The organism is Gordonia ajococcus, from assembly GCF_012974285.1.
Classification (GTDB): domain Bacteria; phylum Actinomycetota; class Actinomycetes; order Mycobacteriales; family Mycobacteriaceae; genus Gordonia; species Gordonia amicalis.
Window position 1 is genome coordinate 87,690 of sequence record NZ_CP052884.1, and the last position, 23,010, is coordinate 110,699.

Here is a 23,010-nt window from a genome sequence, read left to right on the forward strand (position 1 = left end):
GGAACCGGCGTGTGCTTCCTCGTACCGAACCGATGGGATCGGTGATCAGCCGGCGGCAGGCGGCGTCAGGACCGTGTCGATCATGTAGACCTGCGCGTTGGCGGTCGCGACGCCACCGCAGACCACGCTGCTCGTGTCGTTGACCTTGAGCATGTCCGGCGACCCGGTCACCGTCAGGGTCTGACCCTCGAGTGTCTTGTGTTCACCGACGACCTTGTCCGGCGTGGCCTGACCCGAAACCACATGGTAAGTAAGGATCTTGGTCAACAGTTCCGAATCGGTCTTGAGCTGCTCGACGGTTTCGGCCGGCAGCTTGGCGAAGGCGTCGTCGGTGGGTGCGAAGACGGTGTACTCACCGTTGTTGAGTGTGTCGACCAGGTTCACCTGCGGATTCAGTTGCCCGGACAAGGCCTGCGTGAGCGTCGTCAGTTCGGGGTTGTTCGATGCGGCAGTGGCGACCGGGTCCATTGCCATCCCGGAAACCGAGCCCGCGCCAGAGGGGTTGGCCGAAGCGTAGTCCGCACAGCCGGGGCCGACCGGTCCGGTGGCGGTGTCGGCGGACTCGCTGGTCATTTCCGTCATGGCACCGGTCGTGGAAGTGCTGCTGTCCGAGTCGGAGTCGCTGGAACACCCGGCAACGACGCCGACGGCCAACACCAGCCCGGACGCCGCGACCACGAGGCGCTGAATTCGTTTGATGGCCATGGCCCATCCAATCTAGTAGGTCGTGGCCCGACCGTCTGGCCGGACTCACGACGTCATTCGCTGCTCGAGTCGTTGCGGATTGCTCCGGTGCCGGATTGGTCCAATCCGAGTGCTGTCGGTGAGCGAACTCCAGTCGGAAGAAACGGAGCTGACGATGGTGCGAGTGTTTCGGGAGTCGACTGTGCGGGCAGCGGTGTCCGGTGTCGTCGCGGTGGCGGGCGGCCTGGCGGTCGGCGAACTCCTCGCGGTAAGTGTCTCGCAGTTCGCGTCCCCGTATCGCGCGGTCGCGGCGTTCCTCGTCGACCATGCGCCTGCATTTGCCCGCGAGTTCGCGATAGACCGCTTCGGAACGGCGGACAAGCCGGTGCTGCTGGCGGGCATGGCGCTGGTGATTCTGCTGATCGCCGTGACTGCCGGAGTGTTGCAGGTCAAGCGCCCGCCCGTCGGGGTGCTGATCGTCGTGGCCTTCGCGGCTGTCGGCGTGGCTGCCGCGTTGACCCGTCCCACGGTGGAGGTGTCCTACGTCGTTCCGCCGGTTGCTGCCGGCCTGGTGGCGGTAGGTGTGCTGGTGGTGCTGGGGCGCGGGAGTGCCGTCGGGAACGTGTCCGAAGAGGATGCGTCCCGCTCAGGGGGGTGGTCTCGCCGCCAGTTCGTCGGTGCGGTCGGGATCGTCGTCGTGACGGGTGCGGTGTGCGCCGGCCTGGCCCGGCGCGCCGCGGACACCGGTGGCGCTCTCGCCGAACGCGTGCGGCTTCGGTTGCCGCGCACGACTTCTGCGAGCAGGCCGGTCCCGCCGGGTACCGAGTTGCGGATCGATGGTGCGACACCGTTCATGACCGGCAACCGCGAGTTCTACCGGATCGACACCGCGCTCCAGGTCCCGCAGCTGACCACCACGGATTGGCGGTTGCGGATTCACGGGATGGTGGACCGCGAGATGACACTGAGGTGGGACGACCTGCAGTCGATGCCCGCGATCGAGCGGATCATCACGCTCACCTGCGTGTCCAACGAGGTGGGCGGCGACCTCGCCGGGAACGCACGCTGGCTCGGATACTCGATGCGCGACATCCTCGCCGAGGTCGGGGTACACGCCGACGCAGACATGCTGCTGGCCACCAGCGTCGACGGGTGGACGTCGGGAAGCCCGCTCGAGGCGATCCGGGACGGCCGCGATGCGCTGCTCGCCGTCGGCATGAACGGCGAACCGCTACCCCTCGAGCACGGATACCCCGTGCGGCAGTTGATCCCCGGTCTCTACGGTTACGTGTCGGCGTGCAAGTGGGTCGTCGACTGGGAGATCACCCGCTTCGATCGTGCCGAGGCCTATTGGACCCAGCGGGGCTGGGGCGAACGGGGACCGATCAAGACGGCGTCGCGGATCGATCGGCCCGCACCGCTGTCGACGACGCCCGCGGGACCGGTGGTCGTCGCGGGCACCGCGTGGGCGCAGCATCGGGGTATCCGTTCGGTGGAGGTCCGCGTCGACGACGGACCATGGAATCCGGCCGAGCTCGCCACCGAGTACTCGACCGACACCTGGCGGCAGTGGACATGGATCTGGGACGCCACGCCCGGCCGACACACGTTGTACTGCCGCGCGACCGACGCCACCGGCGCGACGCAGCCGGAAGAGCGGGTGCCGCCCATCCCGGAGGGCGCCACCGGTTGGCACAGTCGGGCGGTGACCATCGAGTGAGCTACTGCACCCACTCGGCGTCGGCCCAGTCCTGACCCTCGGAGATCGCGCCCATCGTGGTCTGCCCGTCGAGCGCCTCCCGGATGATGTCGGCGTGTCCGCAGTGGTGGGAGGTCTCGCGGAGCAGGTGCAGGATCATCGTGCGGATCGTGGACCACTCGCGCTCGGGTGCCCACGGTGCGGTGGGTTGAGGGATGAGTTCGTCGAGACTCTCGGCGTCGGCGATCACGCGGTCGAGTCGAGCGGCGTTACGGTTGTAGGCCTCCAGCCACCCGGCCAGGGTCTCGCCCTCGGTCAGCTCGTATTCGGTTGTCGCCCGGCTCATGTCGAACTCGGCGTTCTCGTCCCGCTCGGTGATGACGTCGGCGGCGTTCTCCTCACCGTGGGCGAGGTGCTTGATCAGGGGCACCGATCGTCAGCGTGCTGACCGTGCTCTGCTTGCGTGCCTGCTCGTCGGAGAGGTTGCGGGCGGCGATCTTGAGCAGGTTGCGCAGGTCCTGCAGGAGGGTGAGGAGTTCGCGCTTCTCTCCGTTGACATCGACGCTGAGTTCTGCGGTGGTGTAGGTGCTCATGATGCTCTCCGGTTCGTCGTGGGTGGCTCGTTCGTGCTGGTGAGAACCACGTTATGACCCATCGAGGACAACTCCGGTCCTCATTCCCACGTCTTCTGGAGCGGAGCCGGACGCCAATTTCGGTTGAGCGGATGGGGCCCGTACCCGACGATGAGCGCCATGACATCTCCCCTCGGCGCGCTCACCCGCAAACCCGATCGCGCGACTGATCGTGCCGCCCTCGACGAACTCCTCGACGAGGCGAAGGTCGGGACGCTCAGTACCGTCGTCGACGGTCTGCCGTGGTCGGTGCCGATGCTGTTCGCTCGGGACGGCGACGCCATCCTGCTCCACGGATCGACCGGGGCGGGAGCCCTGCGTCATGTCGCGGCAGGAGCGCCCGTGACGTTCACGGTCTTCGCGATGGACGGCCTCGTCATCGCCGACACCCTCTTCGATCACTCCGCCAACTACCGTTCGGCGGTGGTGCGGGGCACGCTCGAGCTGGTCGACGACGCGAAGTCGGCGCTGGAGGTGTTGTCCGACAAGCTCATTCCGGGTCGCGTTGCCGAGGTGCGAGAGACCACGCGAAAAGAACTCGCGGCCACCGTGGCTCTGCGACTACCGATCGTCGACGGCCAGTGGATCGCCAAGGCCCGCACCGGCGGACCGGGCGTCGAGTCGTCGAACTGGACCGGCGTCGTACCGATGAGAACGGTCTACGACGAACCGATCACGTATTCGGGTGCGACGCCGCCGGATTCGGTGCTGGCTCTGATCGGACGGCCGACCGGGGCATGAGTGAGTATCCATTCGACGTCATCGCGAGGTGGACGCGCCGCTGGAACACCCACGAATGGCACGGCCGGTCCCCGGTTCCACAATCGTTGTCGAGTGCGGTCGCGGCGATCGAGCGCGATCTGGGTTGTTGGGTCTCCAAGAAGCCGTTACCCGACTTCAGCGGGTACGAATGGGACATTCTCGTCGTCGGCGAGTTCGGGCTGGCACACGTCCAGCTACGTCGCTGGGATGAGTCGGGCTGGGGCGGGTACCTGAGGACCGAGAATCCCCTCGACCGGGATCTCCCCACCGCGCAGGCCACGGCTTTCCTGGCCGACGAACTGCAGGGCGATCTCACGGGGAATGCGTGGATCGATTGGCCTTCGGCAGGGTGGGACATCCTCCACGCGACCGTCGTCGACGGCACCGCGGTCTGGGTGAGAACCCGCGATCCCCACCATCCGCTCGCGCGGATCGGACACCTATGCACCGATCGTCGTACTTCGTGGGGCCCGGCCGACGGGTCACCCGGGGGTGAATGACCCGTCGGCCGTGACGGTTCGCGATGGTGCGAACCGAACTCGAGGTGACCGGGCCGGCCGGATTGCGGCAGCCGGCCACGGCACCTCGATGGTCACGCGGCCCAGCGAAAGGGGGGCACCCGCTGGGTCGCGCGTCATGGCCGCGTCGTCTTCGATCGCCGACGAACGCGGTCGGTCTATCCCTTGCGCAGCAGGAACCGCTGGATCTTGCCGCTGGGGGTCTTGGGGAGGGCGTCGACGAAGTGCACGGTGCGCGGGTACGCGTGGGCGGCGAACTCGCTCTTCACCAGCTGCTGCAGCTCCTTCTCGGGGGCTTCGGTGCCCTCGACGCCGGGGGCGAGCACGACGAACGCCTCGATGACCTCGCCGCGCAGTTCGTCGGGGCGTCCGACCACCGCGACGTCGATCACCGACGGATGCGTGATGAGCACGCTCTCCACGTCGAAGGGGCCGATGCGGTAGCCGGCCATGATGATCACATCGTCGTCGCGCGCGGTGAAGAAGTAGCGCCCTTCCTCGTCGGCGCGTCCGGTGTCGCCGGTCAGGTACCAGCGGCGGTCCTCGGTGAACCGTGCGGCGGTCTTGTCCGGGGCGTCGAGGTAGCCGGAGAACCACATGAGGGGGCTGGCGGGGACGTCGATCGCGATCTGGCCGTCGACGACGCCGGCGGCGAAGCCCGGCATCGGCTTGCCCATGGAACCGGGGACGAGCGCCTCGTGGACGTCGTCGTGCCAGTGGTTGTTGATGAACATGCCGTGCTCGGTCTGGCCGTAGTGGTCACGGACCTCGGTGCCGAGTGCCTGCTGGGCCCAGCCGATGACGTCCGGGGTCAGCGGCTCGCCGGCCGACGACGCCCGTCGCAGCGAGAAGCCGGTGATCCGCGGGTCCTTGCTCAGGGTGCGGTAGACGGTCGGTGCCGCGGCGAAGTTTGTGACGCCGAGGCCGCCGAGGATCTGCGCGGTGAGTTCGGGGCTGAAGCCGGCGTGGAGCAGCAGGTTGCGGTGTCCGGTGGCCAGCGGGCCGAGGATGCCGTAGTAGAGGCCGTACGCCCAGCCCGGGTCGGCGGCGTTCCAGAACACGTCGTCATCGCGGACGTCGAGGCCGTAGTGCATTTAGGCGACGAACGACGCGAGCGCCTTCACCGGCACCGGAACACCCTTCGGCGCACCGGTGGTGCCGCTGGTGAACAGCAGGATCAGCGTGCCCTCGCCGCCCACGGCCACCGACTCGGCGATCGGATCGTGCGAGTCCACAAGCTCCTCGAACTCGGGTCCCGCCACCACGGTCCGGATGTCTTCGAGCCCGTCGAGCTTCGACGCCTGGCTCGGTTCGGTGATCACGACCTTCGCGTTGCCGGCGCGCAGCCGCATCTCGATCGCGGGGGTGGCGAACGCGGTGAACAGCGGGATGTAGACGGCACCCAGGCGGGCGATGGCCAGCAGCGAGACGACGAGTTCCTCGCGCTTGCCCATGAGGACGCCGACGGTGTCGCCGCGGCCGACGCCCAGGTCGGCCAGTGCCGACGCGAAGCGCTTGGACCGCTCGGCGAGGTCGCCGTAGGTCACGTCCGTGGTGACCGGCACCGGTGCGGAATCGGCGTCGGCGGAGGCCTCGACCTCGATCACGGTGAACGTCACCGCGTCGGGATCATGACCGTCGACGAGGAGTGCCGCGGCGTTCGCGTCGGGCGCCCCGTAGATTGCCAACCAGCGGTCGACCATGTCGGTGGGGGTCGTCGTGGCCTGTGTCATCGTGAACCTCGCTCTTGACTGAGTAAGCTGGGTCACAGTGTGACCCGCCGTCCGTAGTCCCTGCCACCCTCCGAAGAGGGGGATAGAAGAGGTGAGATGCCCGAGCCGCTGAGCGGGATCGTCACCGACGCGTTGCGACGGGTGCGCACATCGAGCGGAGTGCCTTTGGCCTTCGCCGGCGTCGTCAACAATTCGACGAGTCTGCGTCTGCAGCATTTCGCCGGTAAGCATGCGGGTGCGCTGAGTGGGCTCTCGGTCGATGTCGGGCACGGATTGGGCGGCAAGGTGGTGGCGCTGAACCGCCCGATGGTGGTCGAGGACTACGTGCGGACCCCGCACATCACCCACCGCTACAACACCCTCATCGAACGCGAGGGCCTGCGCGCGATGATGGCCGCACCGATCATCGTCGATCGCACGCCGGTCGCGGTCATCTACGGTGCGCTGCACACCCCCGATCCGATCGGCGGGCGCATGCTCGACGTCCTGGCCGCGGAGGCCCGCGCCGTCGAACAGGAGATCGTGGCCTCCCGGACCCGGCTGGAGCAGGGTGCACAGAACGAGGACGAGTTGCGCGACCGCATGACCGCCGCGTACGCACGCCTGCGGTCACTGGCCGACACCGTCGACGACGCCCGCCTCTCCGAACAGCTCTCTGCCATCACCGAGGTCCTGCTCGCCGAGGCCGCCGCCGACTCATCCGCGGTCGAGCTCACCGGACGCGAACAGGACGTGCTGTCGCTCGCGGCCCTCGGCTACTCGAATGCCCGCATCGCCGAGGCGCTCGGCCTGACCGTGCACACGGTGAAGAGCTATATGAAGGACGCGATGCGAAAGCTGGGCGCGTCGTCGAGGCTCGAAGCCGTGGTCGTCGCGCGACAGGCAGGCCTGCTGCCCTGATCGCCCGCGTTCGGTAGAAACCGTGGGGTCATGGCGCGTTTGCCACCGGATCGGCGTATCTCCCGGCGTCCCGGGCCAACGAGTCGCGATGGCCGGCTACCACGTACACATCACCGTTGACCCGGCCTATGCGACCGCCGACTCCCGGGTGACGACGACCAACGCGCGTGACTTCTCTTCATCGTCGATTCCATTGCTGTGCACGGCAATCCGAACCTGACGTCGACGACCGCGAGTATGGGGACGACCTCGGGCCGATCTTTCGCCTCTACGTACGGGGGAGGGGCTCGGCCGGGTCGTCGGGGCCGGCCGCGGACTGTGGAACACCGGCGAGACCGCGCCGACCGCGTTCGAGTTCGCCGGGCTCATCCGCTGATCCCGACTCCGGCGATCGGTAGAGGGCGATCGGGTGGGTTGCCGAGTTGCCGAGAGCCTCGCGAAGAGTTCCGTGACCGACACAGCCAGGGCCGTCAGGTGTGCGAGCGTCGCACGCACGAACGGTGCCTGTCCTTCGGATGGAGGACAGGCACCGCCAGCGGGATCAGCGTGAACTGCTGCTACCGGGCACGGTAGGTTTCAAACTGCCAAGATCCTGGACCCTGCTGCGTGCACGGCCTGGCGAACAGCATCCCCTCTGGGTAAAGCTGCCCCGGAGCCATGTGTTCCCCGTCCATTGATTCCAAGTGTCGCTGTTTCGAGTCCTGGGTGAGCACCCAGTTCCGGAGCTGCTCGCAGGCTTCCTTGTCAGGCGCGCCGTACCATTGCGCTTGCGCCGGCGCTGCTGCGGCCGACAGTCCCATACCCACGCCGGCAATCCCGATCATCAGCACCGCAGCGCGGGTCATCATGGTCTTCATTCGTTCATACCTCCCATATACCAGCGGTCACACAACTCAGACACTGATCTACACAGTAGATTTCGTTGTGTCCGCAAAGGAGGGATATGTGTCCGCACCTGTGGGAGGTCAGACGTGCTGCGCACCTTCACATTTGGTCCGTGTCGATTCATCGAGGGATAGGCCATGTGATCTACCGGACCTAGTGCCCGATTGTGAGAGATGGTGTGTTAGCTTCAGTCTCACTGACAGGATGCAGCGAGTTTCGGGGAATCCACTGCGCTCGGGGGAAATTCATGCACGGGTTCGTGCTTGCATTCTCTGCCGTGTTTTCGGAGTCCCTGTGTTCGTGTGCGTGAACGAAGTAGGGGAGAGCCTTCACAATGCGGCGACTGACCGTTCGATTCTTGCTGGGTGCGATGGCCCTGACCACCGCGCTCGCCGTCGGTGCGCAGGGCACCGCTGACGCAGCCAGCAGCTCGCGCCACCACAAGACCCAGGACGGCATCTATCTGTCTGCCGAGCAGCGTGAGTTGCACATGCGTACCTACCAGCCGCTGGACTCCTCGATGATGAGCCGCGATGTGTACCTCGGTGGCAAGACCCGGGTCACCATCAAGGGGCCGCGCGGCACCGTGATCGAAGGGGCAATCGAGGCCGGTTACCAGGTCGGCTACCCCGTGAGCTTCGCCCCCAACGGCATCACCATCGGGATGCAGACTCCGAGCCTGTCGATCTCGGGTGGGCTCAGTGCCGGTGCACCGCTCCCCGGAATCCCGCTGCCGCTGGCCGGTGGAAGCATCACCCCGAACGTGACGATCATCCCGCCGACCACGATGACATTCAGCGTTGAGCAGGGCGGCATCGAGACTGTGCCGCTGGTGAATCGTCCGATGAACCAGTCGATCGCGTACGGCGACTTCTCGGGTGTGCAGATGACCGTCAAGGGCGCTATCGGACCGGTCACCATCCGTCAGTACACCAAGCTGAAGGTGCGCACCAGCGCCGGCCAGTCCGAGGTCGTCACCTACGGACCCGCCTGGAAGGTTTAGTAGCGATGACTGACACCACCGAGCGCGGCCGCCACCGGTTGCCGCAAAAGCAGTCTGTGTCCCCGAAGACGTTCGTGCGGTTCGGCATTCCGGTCCTGCTTGGTGCTGCGGTGATCGGCGCGGGCATCGTCTCGGGCACCACCGAGGCAGCTCCGGTGCCGCAGGCTCCGGTGACGCCGGTCGATCACACCACCACCGTGCCCACCGAACCCGCCGAACCCACCGAGCAGCCGAACTACTACATCGGCGGACCGACCTACAACACCACCGTGACCGAAGCGCCGGTCGGACCACCCGCAGCAGTGCCCCAAGGCCCCGTGGAGCCCGGCGGCGAGCAGTGGGGAGCATCGTTCGTCCTCGGCGAGCCTGCCCCGGCAGCGGTTCCCAACGCCGGATCGTTCACCCTGCCCTGACGCTGAAGCGGTCCCGCCCCCCTACGGCAAGGGGGGTCGGGAGCGCTTAGCGCCGCCCCAGGGCAGCAACCGCTCCCTGTGGCGCCTCTTACCAGGCATCCGACCTGGAAGGCGAACCTCACCTGATGATCCGCCAGGTGGTCGAACCGAGTTGGACAAAGTCCTAAGGTCTATCACCTGTTCCTTGTGCTGAAACCTACTGTGCGGGAGTTGGCTTCGTGTCTGCGACGGATCTTGTGCTATCGCCGTGGCGGAGGTCACGTGCGCGGCCCGGGAATAGATCCGGGACGCTCGCAGTTGAAGACCTCGACGGTGACGGATTCATGCCCCGGGCCTCACCCCATTTGCCGCTTCGAGCGGCCACTCGCCGAGAGGCGCACTGACCGGCATCGTCCATCAACACGCCGAAGCCGCCGACCCTTCTGGGCCGGCGGCTTCGGTGCTGTTCGGGCTGCTCCTCGAGCTGCGGTCTCAGTGGTTGCGCAGCTTTTCGACCAGCTCATCCTTCTTCAGGTCGGAGTACCCGCTGATGTCGAGTTCCTTCGCGCGCTTCTTGAGCTCGTCGACGGTCCAGTCCTCATAGGAACCGGATTTGCCGCCGCTGTGGCCCACGTCCGACCGGGAACTGTTGGCCGCGGCATTGGCGATCCGCGCGGACTTCTCCTTCGAGTTTCCCTCGTCGCGCAGCTTCTCGTAGAGCTCGTCGTCCTTGACCGATGGTCCCGGGTCACGTTTCTTCTCAGCCATCGTCTGCCTCCTCGTGGTCGACACGAATGGTTCTCCCATGTGGCGTGCCCGACGACGGATACAACCAAACCTGGCCGGTCCGAAAAGGCCTGCCCGCGACCACTCCTGGTTGACGATGTTGACCATGAGTGGACGATAGATACGCGTACCGATAAGGTTGTGGCGATGTGTCCGGTGAGGGCGAATCACGTCGTCGCGACCGGGAGCACAGCCGAGCACGAAACGCTGACAACGCAGTTGCGGAAGGAACCAACGCATGTCTCAGGCAGTCAAGGGAGTCATCTCGCGCAGCAAGAAGGCGCCGACCGAGGTCGTCGACATCGTGATCCCGGACCCGGGTGCGCGCGATGTCGTCGTGTCGATCAAGGCCTGCGGTGTCTGCCACACCGACCTCGCCTACCGCGAGGGCGGCATCAACGACGAGTACCCCTTCCTGCTCGGTCACGAAGCCGCCGGTGTCGTCGAGTCGGTCGGCTCGGATGTCACCCATGTCGAGGTCGGCGACTTCGTCGTCCTGAACTGGCGTGCGGTCTGCGGTCAGTGTCGCGCGTGTAAGCGCGGGCGTCCGTGGTACTGCTTCGACACCTTCAACGCCAGCGTCCCGATGACACTGACCGACGGCACCGAGCTGACCCCGGCGCTGGGCATCGGCGCCTTCGCCGAGAAGACCCTCATCCACGAATTGCAGTGCACCAAGGTCAATCCCGACACCGACCCGGCCGTCGCCGGTCTGCTCGGCTGTGGAGTCATGGCCGGCATCGGCGCCGCCATGAACACCGGCAACGTGGGCCGCGGCGACTCGGTCGCCGTCATCGGTTGCGGCGGTGTCGGTGACGCCGCGATCGCCGGCGCCAAGCTGGCCGGTGCGACGACGATCATCGCGATCGACCGCGATCCGTCGAAGCTCGAGTGGGCCAAGGACGTCGGCGCGACCCACACCATCGACGGCAGCAAGGTCGACGACGTGGTCACCGCGGTCCAGGACCTCACCGAGGGCAACGGCGCCGACGTCGTCATCGACGCGGTCGGCCGCCCGGAGACCTACAAGCAGGCCTTCTACGCGCGCGATCTCGCCGGCGTCGTCGTCCTGGTCGGTGTGCCGACGCCGGAGATGACCCTGGAGATGCCGCTGGTCGACTTCTTCTCGCGCGGTGGCGCACTGAAGTCGTCGTGGTACGGCGACTGCCTGCCCGAGCGCGACTTCCCGATGCTCATCGACCTCTATGAGCAGGGCCGTCTGCCGCTCGACAAGTTCGTCACCGAACGCATCGGCATCGACGACGTCGAGGCCGCGTTCTCGGCGATGGAGGCCGGCAAGGTCCTGCGTTCGGTGGTGGAACTCTGATGGCCGGACTGCGTATCGACAACGTCGTCACCTCGGGCACCTTCAGCCTCGACGGCGGAACGTGGGATGTCGACAACAATGTGTGGCTCGTCGGGAACGACGACGAGGTCATCATCATCGACGCCGCGCACTCGGCGGCCCCGATCCTCTCCGCCGTCGGAGACCGCACGGTGAAGGCGATCGTGCTGACCCACGGTCACAACGATCACGTCACCGTTGCGCCGGAGCTGTCGGAGGCCACGGGTGCGCCGATCCTCCTGCACCCCGGAGACGACATGCTCTGGAACGACACCCACCCCGGGGTGTCGCATCAGGATCTCGAGGACGGCCAGAAGATCGGTATCGCCGGCACCGAGCTGACGATCATCAACACACCCGGCCACTCGCCGGGCTCATCGGTGATCCACCTGCCCGAGGCGGGCGTGCTGTTCTCCGGTGACACCCTGTTCCAGGGCGGACCGGGAGCGACCGGACGCTCGTACTCGAGCTTCCCGACGATCATCGCCTCGATCACGGAGAAGATCTTCACTCTCGATCCCGAGACCAAGGTGTACACCGGTCACGGCGACGGCACGACCGTCGCCGCCGAGGCACCCCATCTCGAGGAATGGATCAAGCGCGGCAGCTGAGCCGCGAGGAATCGACCGGAGAGACCCGGCGCGGACGCCTGTCAGGCGCCCGCGCCGGGTTCTTCACGGGACGTCGCGAGGGGGTTGCTGCGGGTTCCTCGTCGGGTTCTCGCCGGGTAGGTGATCGCCCAACCGGTTGCCGCCTGGCTGGTTGCCGCTTGGTTGGTTGCCGCCGCGGCTGTCACCCAGTTCGTGTTTGTGGCCGGGGGTGCCCAGGTGACGATCGTCGTCGCGGCGTTCCCCCTCGGCCCGGACGTCGGGATCGAGTTTGTCGGCGTGGGCGAGCGTGCTCTGTACTTCGTCCCGCTTCTCGGCGGCGTGGCCTTCGTGGGCGCGAGCCTGTTCATTGAGTCGTCGGGCCTCGGCGGCCTTGGCATCGGCCTCGGCCTGGACCTTGCGCGCGTGCGCCTGCGCCTCTTGCGCGGTGGCCTCCCGCCGGCGCAACTCCGACATGTCGCCGGCCGCGTTCTCGCGGATGCGCTGGGCCTTCGTGCGCCGGAGTTCTCTGCGCTTCCGTAGGAAGAACAGCAGTGCGACTAGCAGGATGATCACGACGATCACGGCGATGATGATCCACAGGGCGGTGTCCACGGTGTCCTCCTCAGACGGAAAGCATGGTCGGCACCGGATACCCAGAAACCGGCGCCACGAACCGGGACAAGTGCGGTGGGAAGGCCGAGTCGGCGGGGTACGGTCTACGTCATGATCGCGCTCCATGCGCTGGTCCCGCCCGCGCTGCGCGGTTACCGGCTCGCGTGGCTGCGTGCCGACGTCGTGGCCGGGGTGACCCTCGCGGCCGTCGCGATCCCAGAATGCATGGGGTACAGCTCGATTGCGCACGTGCCGGTGTCGGCTGGGTTGTACACCATCATCCTGCCGGCGGTCGCCTTTGCGTTGCTGGGGGCCTCGCGGCTTCTCGTCGTGGGCGCGGACTCCGCAACCGCGGCGCTGCTCGCGTCGGGTATCGCCGGTATCGGCGTCGTCGGAGTGGAACCCGATTCGCAGGAGTGGTTGGCCTGGGCATCGCTGATCGCCCTGGTCACGGGGGTGTTCCTGGCGCTTGCGCGGCTGCTGAGACTGGGATTTCTCGCCGACTTCCTCTCCACCGCGGTTCTGGTGGGATTCCTCGCCGGGACCGGCCTCACGGTCATCGTCGGGCAGGTTCCCGGAATGGTCGGCCTGCCGCGAGCCGAGGGCTGGGTGTGGGAGCGGTGCGCCGCGATCGTCGACCGTCTGGGCTCGATCGACTGGGCATCGACGGCGTTCGCGGCCGCGTCGCTGGGCGTGCTGCTGGTGGCGCGGCGGGTGGTCCCTCGATCACCCGCGGCATTCGTCCTGGTGGTGGCATCCATCGTGCTGGTCGCGATGTTCGGCTGGGACGACGATCTGCCGGTCGTCGGAAACCTGCGCGGCGACATACCGCTTTTCGGTCTGCCCACCGGGTTGGGATGGGATGCCGTGCCCAAGGCGGCGACCGTCGCGTTCGGCTGCACGGTGGTGATCCTGGCCCAGAGCGCAGGCACGGCACGAGGACTCGCGCACAAGCACGGCGAGACCACCGACGTGAACCGCGACATGGTCGGCCTGGCGGCGGCCAACATCGTTGCGGGACTGAACTCTACGTTCGTGGTGAACGGAAGCCCCACCAAGACCCAGTTCCTCGAGGAGCAACGCGGCCGCACCCAGGTCGCGAACCTGACCATGGCCGCGACGGCACTGGCCGCCGTCGCCTTCCTCGGCCCGGCGCTGGCCCACCTGCCGCATGCCGTGCTCGCCGCGATCGTGTTCCTGGTCGCGATCGACCTCATCGACGTGCACTCGTTCCGCCGGATGTGGCGGATCCGCCGGATCGAGTTCGGGATCGCGGTGCTCACCGCGGTCGTCGTCGTGGTGTTCGGGGTGCAGAACGGGATTCTGGCCGCGATGGTGGTGTCGTTGCTGGAGATCATCCGCCGGCAATACCGACCGGAGAGGTTCGTCGTCGGGGTGTCCGATCACGGACGTGCGCGAGAGTATCGGCCCGCTCGGGGCGGCCAGCAGTCCATGCCGGGCCTCATCGTGTTCCGCTACGACGCAGATCTGTTCTACGCGAACGTCAATCGATTCGCCGACGACGTCGTGGCGCTCGTCGAGTCCGCCCCCGATCCGGTGCGCTGGCTGGTCCTCGACTGCACGGTGATCTCGTATGTCGACTACTCGGCAACCGGTGTGCTCGACGACCTCGTCGCGTTCGTGCATTCGCGGGACGCCCATTTCGTTCTCGCCGGCGTCGATCCCGAACTCGAGGGCATGTTGCGTGCGCAGGGACTCCTCGAGGACTTCGACCCGGCGCATGTCTTTCCGACCGTCGGCGCGGCAGTCCGGGCGTTCGAGGCCGCCTATCCCACAGGCGAGTCACGGGAGCCGCCTCCGGCGACGCCCGAGGGGCTCATGGGCGGCGAGAAAGCCGAGGATGACACCGCCGAGACGGACAACGGGTGAGTGCCTCACCGGCCCACCACTCGCCGACGTGACGTGGTTCGCAGGCGTAACCTCCCACGAATGAGCGAGTCCGCCGTCCGCAACATCGACCACCCCGAACAACCACCGGTACCCCGGAGTCGCATCGTCTTCGCGTCGATGGTCGGTACGAGCATCGAGTTCTTCGACTTCTACATCTATGCCACCGCCGCAGTGCTGGTGTTCCCGGTGCTGTTCTTCCCGTCCGGTGACGAGACCGCGGCGTTGTTGTCGTCGTTCGCGACCTTCGGACTCGCCTTCGTGGCGGCCCATCGGCTCGGTCCTGTTCGGCCACTTCGGTGACCGGGTCGGCCGCAAGGCGACGCTGGTCGGGTCATTGCTCACGATGGGTATCGCGACCTTCGTCATCGGCCTGCTGCCCACCTACGACTCGGTAGGCTATCTGGCCCCGGCGCTGCTGGCGCTGATGCGCTTCTGCCAGGGTCTCGGTCTCGGCGGGGAATGGTCCGGCGCAGCGCTTCTCGCGACCGAGACCGCCGAGAAGGGCAAGCGGGCCTGGGCCGCCATGTGGCCGCAACTGGGCGCACCGATCGGGTTCCTCTTCGCCAACGGCACCTTCCTGCTGTTGATCTACGGCCTCGACTTCGACGCCAAGACCTCCGCCTCCGACCACGCGTTCATGACATGGGGATGGCGAATCCCGTTCCTCGCCAGCGCGATCATGGTCGCCGTCGGCCTGTACGTGCGCCTGAAGCTCACCGAGACACCGGTGTTCGCCAAGGCGGTGGAAGAGGGCAAGAAGGTCAAGGCGCCGCTCGCCGAGGTGGTGAAGTCCAACTGGCGGGAGCTCGTCGCGGGCACCTTCATCATGGTCGCGACGTACACGCTCTTCTACATCGTGACCACCTGGATCATCTCCTACGGCACCGGCAAGGTCACCGACGCGTCGGGTGTGAAGCTGTCGATCGGCTACGCCGACTTCCTCGAGCTGCAACTCATCGCCGTGCTGTTCTTCGCTGCGTGCGTGCCGATCTCGGGTCGTCTCGCCGACCTGTTCGGCCGTCGCGCCTTCCTCCTCGTGGTCACGGCGGCGATCATCGTGTTCGGACTCTGCTTCGAGCTGATCCTCGACCCGTCGTCGATGACCGACGGCACGATGCTGTTCTTCCTGATCCTCGGCATGACCCTGATGGGTCTGACGTTCGGGCCGATGAGCGCGATCCTGCCGGAACTGTTCCCGACCAACGTCCGCTACACGGGTTCGGGGATCTCCTACAACGTGGCCTCGATCATCGGCGCCGCGGTCGCGCCGTTCATCGCGACGTGGATCGTTGCCGACTTCGGTGTGGGCTGGGTCGGTGTGTATCTCGCCGTCGCCGCCTGCACGACGCTGATCGCCCTCTTCAGCGTCCGGGAGACCAAGACGGTCGACCTGACCGAGGTCTGAGGTCCGGCACCGGCTGCCGCGAGGTGCCGGCCGTGTCCGACCCGCGGCGTACCGTCGGTGGCGTGAGATTGATCGACGTGGTTCAGACGTCCTCCGATGTCGCGCGCGACCGCTCACGCACCCGCAAGACCGAGGTGCTGGCCGGGTTGCTGGGCACCGCCACCGATGCCGAGCTCCCGATCGTGGTCGCCTGGCTGTCCGGCGAGATACCGCAGGGCAGGCTGGGTGTCGGCTGGCGATCACTGTCGAAGCTCGTGTCCGAACCGGCCGGGGAGCCGTCCCTCGAGGTCGCCGAGGTCGACGCCGCATTCGGCGAACTCGCTTCGGCGAGCGGACCGGGTTCGACGACCCGCCGCGCCGAGATCCTCAGCGCGATGTTCGGCGCCGCCACCGAACCGGAGCAGAAGTTCCTGGTCGCCTTGCTGACCGGCGAGTTGCGGCAGGGCGCGCTGGCCGGGGTCATGACCGACGCGATCGCGAAGGTCACCGGTGAACCGCTGACCGCGGTGCGTCGTGCGCACATGCTCACCGGATCGTTGCCGGAGACCGCGGCGCTCGCTCGCTTCGGCGCCGAGGCGCTGGCGGGAGTGGGACTCGAGGTCGGCCGCGCCGTCGAACCGATGCTCGCGACTCCCGCCGACAACCTCGACGCCGCCCTGGACCTTCTCGGCCCCGACCTCATCGTCGACTACAAACTCGACGGCGCGCGAATCCAGGTGCACCGCAAGGGCGCCGACGTCTCGGTGTACACCCGCACGCTCCGCGACGTCACCGACAACGTCCCCGACCTCGTCGAGGTCATCGCCGGACTGCCCTGCGACGCGGTCATCCTCGACGGCGAGACCCTCATGCTCAGCGACGACGGACGGCCGCGGTCGTTCCAGGACACGATGAGCCGGTTCGGTTCCGGGCCCACCGCGGCCGGCGAGCCCGAACGGCTGCTGAAGCCGTTCTTCTTCGACTGCCTGCACCTCGACGGCGTCGACCTCATCGACCGCCCGCTGTCCGAACGTCTCGCCGCGATCGACTCGATCGCCCCGCAGCTGCGGATCCCGGCGGTGACACGTCCGACCGCAGAGGAGGCCCAGCGCCACTTCGACGCCGCGATGGCCGACGGCCACGAGGGCGTGATGGTCAAGTCCCTCGACGGACTCTATGTGGCCGGCCGTCGCGGAAAGGCCTGGCAGAAGGTCAAACCCACGCACACCTTCGATCTCGTCGTGCTCGGTGCCGAGTGGGGTTCGGGCCGCCGGACCGGCTGGCTGTCGAATCTACATCTCGGCGCCCGTGACCCCGAGACCGGCGAACTCGTGATGGTGGGCAAGACGTTCAAGGGTCTCACCGACGAGATCCTCCGATGGCAGACCGAGGAGTTCCCGAAGCACGCCACGCATCGAGACGCTCACACCGTCTACCTGCGCCCGGAGATCGTCGTCGAGATCGAACTCGATGGTGCGCAACGCAGTTCGCGCTACCCCGGTGGTGTTGCACTCCGCTTCGCGCGCGTCGTGCGGTACCGGCCCGACAAAAACCCCGACCTCGCCGACAGCATCGACGCGATCCGGGCGCTGCTCAAGTAACGGTCAGCTCAACGACAGCTGGGCCACCGGAGCGCTGGTCGGTTGCGTCGAACCCCCGGGCGGTTCGACGGTGAACGCCAGGGCGTCGGCCGTGTTGATCCCGGACAGGACCGCGGTGGTGACCGGTTCGACGTCCGCGTCGGTCATGGTGCCGGCCGAACGTGTCCCGCCGGGACCCACGAGCCACATCTGGTACACCGTGCCCGGCTTCGGTGGCGGCACCGAATTCATCACCAGCACAGCGGTATCGGCGGACTGGGCCAGGTAGATGGTGGCGCTCCCGGTGGCGACCGGAGCGCTCGTGGACCGCAGGTCGCCGGCCGAGAACACCTGCTCGGCCGGTGAGGCGACGGGTGGGGTAGTAGCGGGTTCGTCCGAGTTCGACAGTCCGATGGCCCAACCGAGCGCGCCGACCGCGATCGCGGCCACGGCGGCGGCGGTGAGGTAGGTGAAGCGACGTGACCGGTCGGGGCGTCGGGCGTCGAGGTCCGCGGGCGGTTCGACGGGCACAGGTGGTGGCGCCGACTCCGGCGCCTCGACCCCGGGCTTCTCGACGATCTCGACGGACGGGCCGGGCACGCGGGCCGACGGTTCCTCGAGTCCCGCCTCGGCCCGCGCGGCAGCGAGTACCCGATCGCGCAGGGACGGTGGGGGCGGAGTCGCAGTGGCCGCGCTGATCGCGGCCATGGCCTCCCTGGTGGCCCGGACCTGCTTGGCGAACAGCTCGCGAAAGTCCCCGGGAGCGGAGGCAACCCGCGCCTCGATGTCGCGCAACTCATCGGAGGACAGTGCGTTCAGCCCGACGACCGGCGCCAACTCGAGCAATTCGGCTTCCTCGGGATCGAGATGATCAGTCATCACCTACCCCCTGCCCTCGGTCTCGTACCGCGTTCACCTTCTGCTGCTGTCCTTCCGCTGGGCGGCAGATGTCCGCCCGCAGCCGCGGACGCAGAGCCTCGACGCTCATAGTGGTCCGGGCGAGGCTCATGCCTCTTCTTCGGACTCGACGACCCACTCGGATGGGTCGGGCACCCTCACATGCGGGCGGGGACCCCGCCGGGCATCGGCTGGTCGGTGGGGACGATCTCGGCGCCCAGCGGGAGCAGCGAGATCGGCACCATCTTGAAGCTCGCGATGCCGAGCGGGATGCCGATGATGGTGATGCAGAGGGCGAGGCCGGTGGCGATATGGCCCAGGGCGAGCCACAGTCCGGCGACGATGATCCAGATGATGTTGCCGATCATCGAACCCGCGCCGGCGGTGGGTTTGCGGACGACGGTGCGGCCGAACGGCCAGAGTGCGTAGTTGGCCATCCGGAACGACGCGATGCCGAATGGGATGGTGATGATCAGGATGCAGCAGATGATTCCGGCGACGACGTAGCCAATCGCCATCCACAGGCCGCACAACAGCAGCCAGATGACGTTGAGGATGGTCTTCATCAGTCCATTGTGTACGCGTCGTGTACGCGTCGGCGCGCAGTGGGGTCAACAGCGTGACGGCGCCGGCCCGCGCCCTGACGGACGGGTCACATTACGATGGGACGTCATGGGAGCGCGGTCGGTTCGGACACGTGAAGCGGTGTGGGCGTTGGTCGCCACGCTGGTCCTCGTCATCCGCATCCTCGCGACGATCGCCCTGGTTGTGTTCGTGATCGGCTGGGCGGTCGCGGCCGTCCGCGGCTCCCTCGACAACGCCTTCCTCTGGCCGGCGATCGGCGCCGGTGCCGCGCTCCTGCTGAGCACCTATCTCTATGGCCATCTGCGGGTCCGGTATCCCCGCCACAACGGCTGGATTCCGTAGGTTCGCCCCTGCGGACCCGTGTGCGGCAGGATGCGTGCATGGGTCGACTCTGTCTGTGGTTGATGCTCGCGGGAAGTGTGATCGCGGTGCTGACGGCCGCATTGTTCGAAGGACTCTCGGGGCCGGGCTTCGGTGAGTTCTACGCGATCTCCTCACCTGCCGGAGGGCCCGTCACTGTCTCGGAACCCGGCCGATACCTCGTCGTCGCGGCCGTGGGCGCCGTGGTGGGGTTGCTGACCGGCGTGGTCCTCGGTATCGCCGGCGCGCGGATCGACGAACGACGCCGCCTGGGTGTCACCGCCGTTGCGGGCCTTGGAGGTTGTGCGGTGGGAGTTCTTCCGGCTTTGGCACCGGCGTACAACGCAGCCGACTTGCCCGGCGGGATGACGCCGATGGTGCTGTATGCGGTGAGTGGTGCCGTTGCCTACGGTCTGGCAGTGGCTGCGGTGTACTGGGTCCTGCGCGCGGGAGGTGATCCCGCAGCGCGAGCCACCGCCAGGACCACGGCTATCGTGCTGCCCGTCGGCGCGGTGGTCGCGACCTTGGCCGGTATGGGTAGCGCATGGCTTCTGGGGTTCTCCACCACCACCTCGACGTGGCTCGTGGTGGTGTCCGTGGTCCTGGTGTTCCTCACCGTCACGTTCGCGGCCGCGCGTGTGCTCGGGATTCGTTCGCACGAAACCGGGTGAGGCCGGATGCCGTCGGCTGACGTGCTGGTGGGGGCTTCGACGCGGTGCCTCGCTGCGCTCGGAACCGGCTCAGCCGGCGGGGGTGGATCGGTTCGGCCGGCGGGTCGCTGAGTCAGGCGCGCCTACCCAACCTGGCGAGCAGGGCGGTCTGGCGATCGGCGCCGGCGGGGACCTCGAGGCGTTCGCAGACCCCTTCGGAGTAGAGCGCTTCCCCGAAGCCGTCGGCGGCGGTCTCCATCTCGGTGAGCTGGTCGTCGGTGAAACGATGGTCGAGGCCGGCGGCCGTGGCGACATCCCACCGATGGGCGATGATGTCGAAACCGTAGAAGCGGATCATCGTTTCCCCGATGGTGGTCGGACCGAAATGGCCGTCGAAGGCACGGTCGGCGATGGCCGGATCGGCGAGGCGGGAGGCGACGGCGTCCCGATGAGCCTGCCAGGCCGCCGCGGGATCGTCGAACGGCGGGGTGGGACCGAGGTCGACGTCGTGTCCGGCGAAGAAGTCCCGCTGGCTGTCGACGACGTGCGCCACGACGTCGCGGACCGTCCACCCGTCACACGGCGAGGGGTTGGACCAGGCCTCGGCCGGCACGGTCGCGAGGACCTCGCCGAAGCCATGGGCGTAGGAGTTGTAGCGATTCAGCAGTGGTGAATTGTCAGTGGTGGTGGTCATGATGACAGTCAAGCGCCAGGACAGGGGACGGTGATTGATGAAACCCGACAACTCGGGATCGACGCGGCTCGACGACGTCGAACGCGCTCACCTCGTCGATCCTGCGGACGCGGGCCGCCGCCGCATCGGCCGGTGGGGTCCGAGTCCGGACCTCGACGAGATGATGCGGCGGTTCTGGGTGCCCGTCTGGTCGGTCCCGCCCGGGGCCGAGGCGCCGCAGCGCGTGCTGCAGTACCCGGTGTGCCTGCTCGTCATCAGCAAGACCTATGCCCGGTTCTACGGAGTGGTCACCGGCCTGTCGGAGACCGTGCTGACCGGCGACGGCTGGGCGGTCGGGGTGATGTTCACCCCCGGTGCCGGCGGATTGCTCGTCGGAGACGTCGCGCAGTGGACAGACCGGTTCGATGAACTGTCGGTGGTCTTCGGCGAGTCCGGCGACGGTCTGGCACGGTCGGTGCGTGCGGTGATGGAACGCGCGCCGGAGGACGAGGACACCCAGCGCGCCGCGACCGACGTCGTCGAGGACTGGTTGCGGGGATACCTCCCGATGGACGAGGACGGTCGTGTCGTCAACGCGATCGTCGACTGGGTGGAGAACGATTCGACGGTGGTCGCGGTCGCGCAGATCTGCGAGCGGTTCCACATGACCGAGCGGAGCCTGCAACGACTCACCCGGCGACGGCTCGGCCTCACCCCCAAGTGGTTGATCCAGCGTCGTCGCCTGCAGGAAGCGGCGGAACGTCTTCGCGAACCCGAGGAGACCCTCGCCGCGCTCGCCGCCGAGCTCTCCTACGCCGACGAGGCCCATTTCGTCCGCGACTTCAAAGCCGTCACCGGAATGACGCCGCGGGAGTTCTCCTCGCGGTTCGCCTGACCAGGCCGAGTAGTCTCTATACGCCGACACACCCCGATTGTTGCCGGGATCACACCTTGCCAGGCAGAATCGTCGACATATGGCGAGCGACGGAGGGCGCATGACTGACGCGGCTGCGGTGGCGACACGCATCCGCCGCGCGTATGAGGAGTTCCTCTCCGGCGTCACGCCGCCGTCGGATGCGGTCCGCTCCATCGTCCGTGATTCCTGGGCCCGTTCCCTGAGCCGTGGCATCGATCCCAGCGACGTCAACCCGGCCGACGGACTGCCGACGGGCGAATCGGTGCCGGTGATGACCGCCGACGAGTTCGCCGAATACCGGGCGGCACACCCGATCACCGCGGTCCGGCCACTGGTGCAGTCGCTGATGGTCGACGCGATCGCCGACACCGGCGTCGTCGTGGCCCTGACCGACCAGGTCGGACGGCTGCTGTGGGTCGAGGGTGACTCCGCGGCCCGCGACAAGGCCGGCGACATCAACTTCGTCGAGGGCTCCGTCTGGAGCGAAGAGGCCGTCGGGACCAACGCTCCCGGTCTCGCCCTGACCGTTGATCGGGGTGTGCAGATCGTCGGTCCCGAACACTTCGCCGGCCCGGTCCAGGAATGGAGTTGCGCCGCGGCTCCGGTACACGACCCGTTCACCGGGCACGTCATCGGTGTGATCGACGTGACCGGCGGACGCGAGGTCGCGGCACCGTTCGCGCTCGCCGCAGTGCGTTCGGTGGTCGCCGCCGTGGAGCGGGAACTGCAGTCGAGCGCCGTGGATCTCGCCGATCCGGCGACCTTCCACGCGGGACTCCCGCGGTCGAGCGCCGCCCACCTCGCGGTGCTCGGTGACGGCCCGCATCGCTGGCGTCGCACCGCCGACGGGGCGAGTGCGCGCACCGTGTCCCCACGTCATGCCGAGATTCTCGTTCTGCTGCAAGCCTTTCCCGAAGGTCTCAACACCGAGCAACTCGCGCTGAAGCTCGCCGAGGAGGGGCTCGACCCGGTGAGTGTGCGGGCCGAGATCTCCCGTCTGCGGCGCGATCTCGGTGCCGACGTCGTCGCGAGCCGCCCATACCGCCTCACCCTCGACATCTCCTCCGACATCTCCGACATCCGGGCGCGCATCGAAAGCGGGACCGACCTGCCGGCGGTGGTCGACGACCTCGGCCGCGGTGGATTGCTGGTCGAGTCGACGGCGCCCGGCATCGTCGAGATCTTCGAAGAACTGCGCGAGGATCTGCGGTCACGGCTGATCGCCGGCGGCGACGTCGCCGCGCTGCGCAAGTGGACCTCCTCCGTTCACGGTCGAGACGACCTCGTCGCCTGGCGCCGGCTCGAGCACCGACTCCCCGTCGGGCACCCCGACCGCGCCGTCGTCGGAGGTCGCATCAGGCTGCTCGACAAGCGCTACGGACTCTGACGACCGTCACGTTGCGCGCGTTGCAACCCTTGTGCAACCAGCCCGCACCTAGCGTGTGCAGCAGATCACATCGGATACCCGGGGTGTCCCATGTGACACGTTCCAGCCGCCCTCGAGAAGAGGCCG

General features: G+C 67.5%; 22 protein-coding genes and 3 pseudogenes. 16 read left to right on the forward strand and 9 right to left on the reverse strand.

Annotation, left to right across the window (positions count from 1 at the left end):
* Positions 1-45 precede the first annotated feature (45 nt).
* A complete protein-coding gene (locus GAA2_RS00370) occupies positions 46-705 on the reverse strand; it encodes a fasciclin domain-containing protein (RefSeq protein WP_006438452.1) in 660 nt (219 codons plus the stop codon).
* A gap of 154 nt (positions 706-859) precedes the next feature.
* Here GAA2_RS00370 and GAA2_RS00375 point away from each other — a divergent pair, with 154 nt between their 5' ends.
* The gene (locus GAA2_RS00375; RefSeq protein WP_191834646.1) at positions 860-2,404 is read left to right on the forward strand and encodes a molybdopterin-dependent oxidoreductase; all 1,545 of its coding nucleotides are present in this window, start codon (positions 860-862) and stop codon (positions 2,402-2,404) included.
* Between the two features lies 1 nt (position 2,405).
* Here GAA2_RS00375 and GAA2_RS00380 read toward each other — a convergent pair.
* Positions 2,406-2,976 (reverse strand): annotated as a pseudogene (locus GAA2_RS00380) (DUF664 domain-containing protein).
* A 159-nt stretch (positions 2,977-3,135) separates the two neighbouring features.
* Here GAA2_RS00380 and GAA2_RS00385 point away from each other — a divergent pair.
* Positions 3,136-3,756 (forward strand): pyridoxamine 5'-phosphate oxidase family protein, encoded by a 621-nt coding sequence (locus tag GAA2_RS00385; protein ID WP_006438456.1) that lies wholly within the window; start codon positions 3,136-3,138, stop codon positions 3,754-3,756.
* Positions 3,753-4,277 carry a hypothetical protein gene (locus GAA2_RS00390; RefSeq protein WP_006438457.1) on the forward strand — a complete coding sequence of 175 codons (525 nt, stop codon included), beginning with the start codon at positions 3,753-3,755 and terminating at the stop codon, positions 4,275-4,277. Before GAA2_RS00385 ends, GAA2_RS00390 begins: the two co-directional genes overlap by 4 nt.
* 176 nt (positions 4,278-4,453) lie before the next feature.
* Here the strand turns inward: GAA2_RS00390 and GAA2_RS00395 are convergent.
* Positions 4,454-6,028 (reverse strand): annotated as a pseudogene (locus GAA2_RS00395) (AMP-binding protein).
* A 96-nt stretch (positions 6,029-6,124) separates the two neighbouring features.
* Here GAA2_RS00395 and GAA2_RS00400 point away from each other — a divergent pair.
* A complete protein-coding gene (locus GAA2_RS00400) occupies positions 6,125-6,928 on the forward strand; it encodes a LuxR C-terminal-related transcriptional regulator (RefSeq protein ID WP_006438460.1) in 804 nt (267 codons plus the stop codon).
* Between the two features lie 88 nt (positions 6,929-7,016).
* Positions 7,017-7,148, forward strand: coding sequence for a hypothetical protein (locus tag GAA2_RS22985; protein ID WP_255219210.1), 132 nt, complete (start codon positions 7,017-7,019; stop codon positions 7,146-7,148).
* Between the two features lie 337 nt (positions 7,149-7,485).
* Here GAA2_RS22985 and GAA2_RS00410 read toward each other — a convergent pair whose 3' ends face one another.
* Positions 7,486-7,785 (reverse strand): hypothetical protein, encoded by a 300-nt coding sequence (locus tag GAA2_RS00410; RefSeq protein ID WP_006438461.1) that lies wholly within the window; start codon positions 7,783-7,785, stop codon positions 7,486-7,488.
* A 362-nt stretch (positions 7,786-8,147) separates the two neighbouring features.
* Between GAA2_RS00410 and GAA2_RS00415 the strand changes: the two genes are divergently transcribed.
* The gene (locus GAA2_RS00415) at positions 8,148-8,816 is read left to right on the forward strand and encodes an MspA family porin (protein ID WP_006438462.1); all 669 of its coding nucleotides are present in this window, start codon (positions 8,148-8,150) and stop codon (positions 8,814-8,816) included.
* A gap of 5 nt (positions 8,817-8,821) precedes the next feature.
* The gene (locus GAA2_RS00420; protein ID WP_006438463.1) at positions 8,822-9,229 is read left to right on the forward strand and encodes a hypothetical protein; all 408 of its coding nucleotides are present in this window, start codon (positions 8,822-8,824) and stop codon (positions 9,227-9,229) included.
* Positions 9,230-9,700: 471 nt separating this feature from the next.
* On the opposite strand, the gene GAA2_RS00425 is transcribed toward GAA2_RS00420, so the two are convergent.
* Positions 9,701-9,976 (reverse strand): Rho termination factor N-terminal domain-containing protein, encoded by a 276-nt coding sequence (locus GAA2_RS00425; RefSeq protein WP_006438464.1) that lies wholly within the window; start codon positions 9,974-9,976, stop codon positions 9,701-9,703.
* 256 nt (positions 9,977-10,232) lie between these two features.
* Here GAA2_RS00425 and GAA2_RS00430 point away from each other — a divergent pair, with 256 nt between their 5' ends.
* The gene (locus tag GAA2_RS00430) at positions 10,233-11,321 is read left to right on the forward strand and encodes an S-(hydroxymethyl)mycothiol dehydrogenase (protein ID WP_006438465.1); all 1,089 of its coding nucleotides are present in this window, start codon (positions 10,233-10,235) and stop codon (positions 11,319-11,321) included.
* Entirely contained in the window at positions 11,321-11,950 is a 630-nt protein-coding gene (locus tag GAA2_RS00435) for an MBL fold metallo-hydrolase (RefSeq protein WP_006438467.1), read from the forward strand. The genes GAA2_RS00430 and GAA2_RS00435 overlap by 1 nt, the downstream gene beginning before the upstream one ends.
* 63 nt (positions 11,951-12,013) lie before the next feature.
* On the opposite strand, the gene GAA2_RS00440 is transcribed toward GAA2_RS00435, so the two are convergent.
* Positions 12,014-12,541 carry a hypothetical protein gene (locus GAA2_RS00440; protein ID WP_006438469.1) on the reverse strand — a complete coding sequence of 176 codons (528 nt, stop codon included), beginning with the start codon at positions 12,539-12,541 and terminating at the stop codon, positions 12,014-12,016.
* Positions 12,542-12,652: 111 nt separating this feature from the next.
* On the opposite strand from GAA2_RS00440, the gene GAA2_RS00445 reads away from it, so the two are divergent.
* The 3 genes and pseudogenes from GAA2_RS00445 to GAA2_RS00455 all read left to right on the forward strand — a co-directional run bounded on the left by GAA2_RS00445 (position 12,653) and on the right by GAA2_RS00455 (position 17,437).
* Entirely contained in the window at positions 12,653-14,431 is a 1,779-nt protein-coding gene (locus GAA2_RS00445) for a SulP family inorganic anion transporter (RefSeq protein WP_191834647.1), read from the forward strand.
* A 60-nt stretch (positions 14,432-14,491) separates the two neighbouring features.
* Positions 14,492-15,857, forward strand: a pseudogene (locus tag GAA2_RS00450) (MFS transporter).
* Between the two features lie 62 nt (positions 15,858-15,919).
* On the forward strand, positions 15,920-17,437 hold the full coding sequence (locus GAA2_RS00455; RefSeq protein ID WP_024498944.1) for an ATP-dependent DNA ligase: 1,518 nt from the start codon (positions 15,920-15,922) through the stop codon (positions 17,435-17,437).
* Between the two features lie 3 nt (positions 17,438-17,440).
* Here GAA2_RS00455 and GAA2_RS00460 read toward each other — a convergent pair whose 3' ends face one another.
* Positions 17,441-18,295: an anti-sigma factor gene (locus GAA2_RS00460; RefSeq protein ID WP_024498945.1), complete on the reverse strand. Its 855-nt coding sequence runs from the start codon at positions 18,293-18,295 to the stop codon at positions 17,441-17,443.
* A 176-nt stretch (positions 18,296-18,471) separates the two neighbouring features.
* Entirely contained in the window at positions 18,472-18,879 is a 408-nt protein-coding gene (locus GAA2_RS00465; protein WP_024498946.1) for a YccF domain-containing protein, read from the reverse strand.
* Positions 18,880-18,985: 106 nt separating this feature from the next.
* On the opposite strand from GAA2_RS00465, the gene GAA2_RS00470 reads away from it, so the two are divergent.
* Positions 18,986-19,240 (forward strand): hypothetical protein, encoded by a 255-nt coding sequence (locus GAA2_RS00470; protein ID WP_024498947.1) that lies wholly within the window; start codon positions 18,986-18,988, stop codon positions 19,238-19,240.
* Positions 19,241-19,278: 38 nt separating this feature from the next.
* Positions 19,279-19,929 (forward strand): hypothetical protein, encoded by a 651-nt coding sequence (locus GAA2_RS00475; protein ID WP_035760483.1) that lies wholly within the window; start codon positions 19,279-19,281, stop codon positions 19,927-19,929.
* Positions 19,930-20,041: 112 nt separating this feature from the next.
* On the opposite strand, the gene GAA2_RS00480 is transcribed toward GAA2_RS00475, so the two are convergent.
* The gene (locus GAA2_RS00480; RefSeq protein WP_024498949.1) at positions 20,042-20,602 is read right to left on the reverse strand and encodes a TIGR03086 family metal-binding protein; all 561 of its coding nucleotides are present in this window, start codon (positions 20,600-20,602) and stop codon (positions 20,042-20,044) included.
* A 37-nt stretch (positions 20,603-20,639) separates the two neighbouring features.
* On the opposite strand from GAA2_RS00480, the gene GAA2_RS00485 reads away from it, so the two are divergent.
* Complete coding sequence (locus GAA2_RS00485) at positions 20,640-21,476, forward strand: helix-turn-helix domain-containing protein (RefSeq protein ID WP_024498950.1); 837 nt, start codon at positions 20,640-20,642, stop codon at positions 21,474-21,476.
* A gap of 100 nt (positions 21,477-21,576) precedes the next feature.
* Entirely contained in the window at positions 21,577-22,884 is a 1,308-nt protein-coding gene (locus tag GAA2_RS00490; protein ID WP_024498951.1) for a GAF domain-containing protein, read from the forward strand.
* The last annotated feature ends 126 nt before the right edge of the window (positions 22,885-23,010 follow it).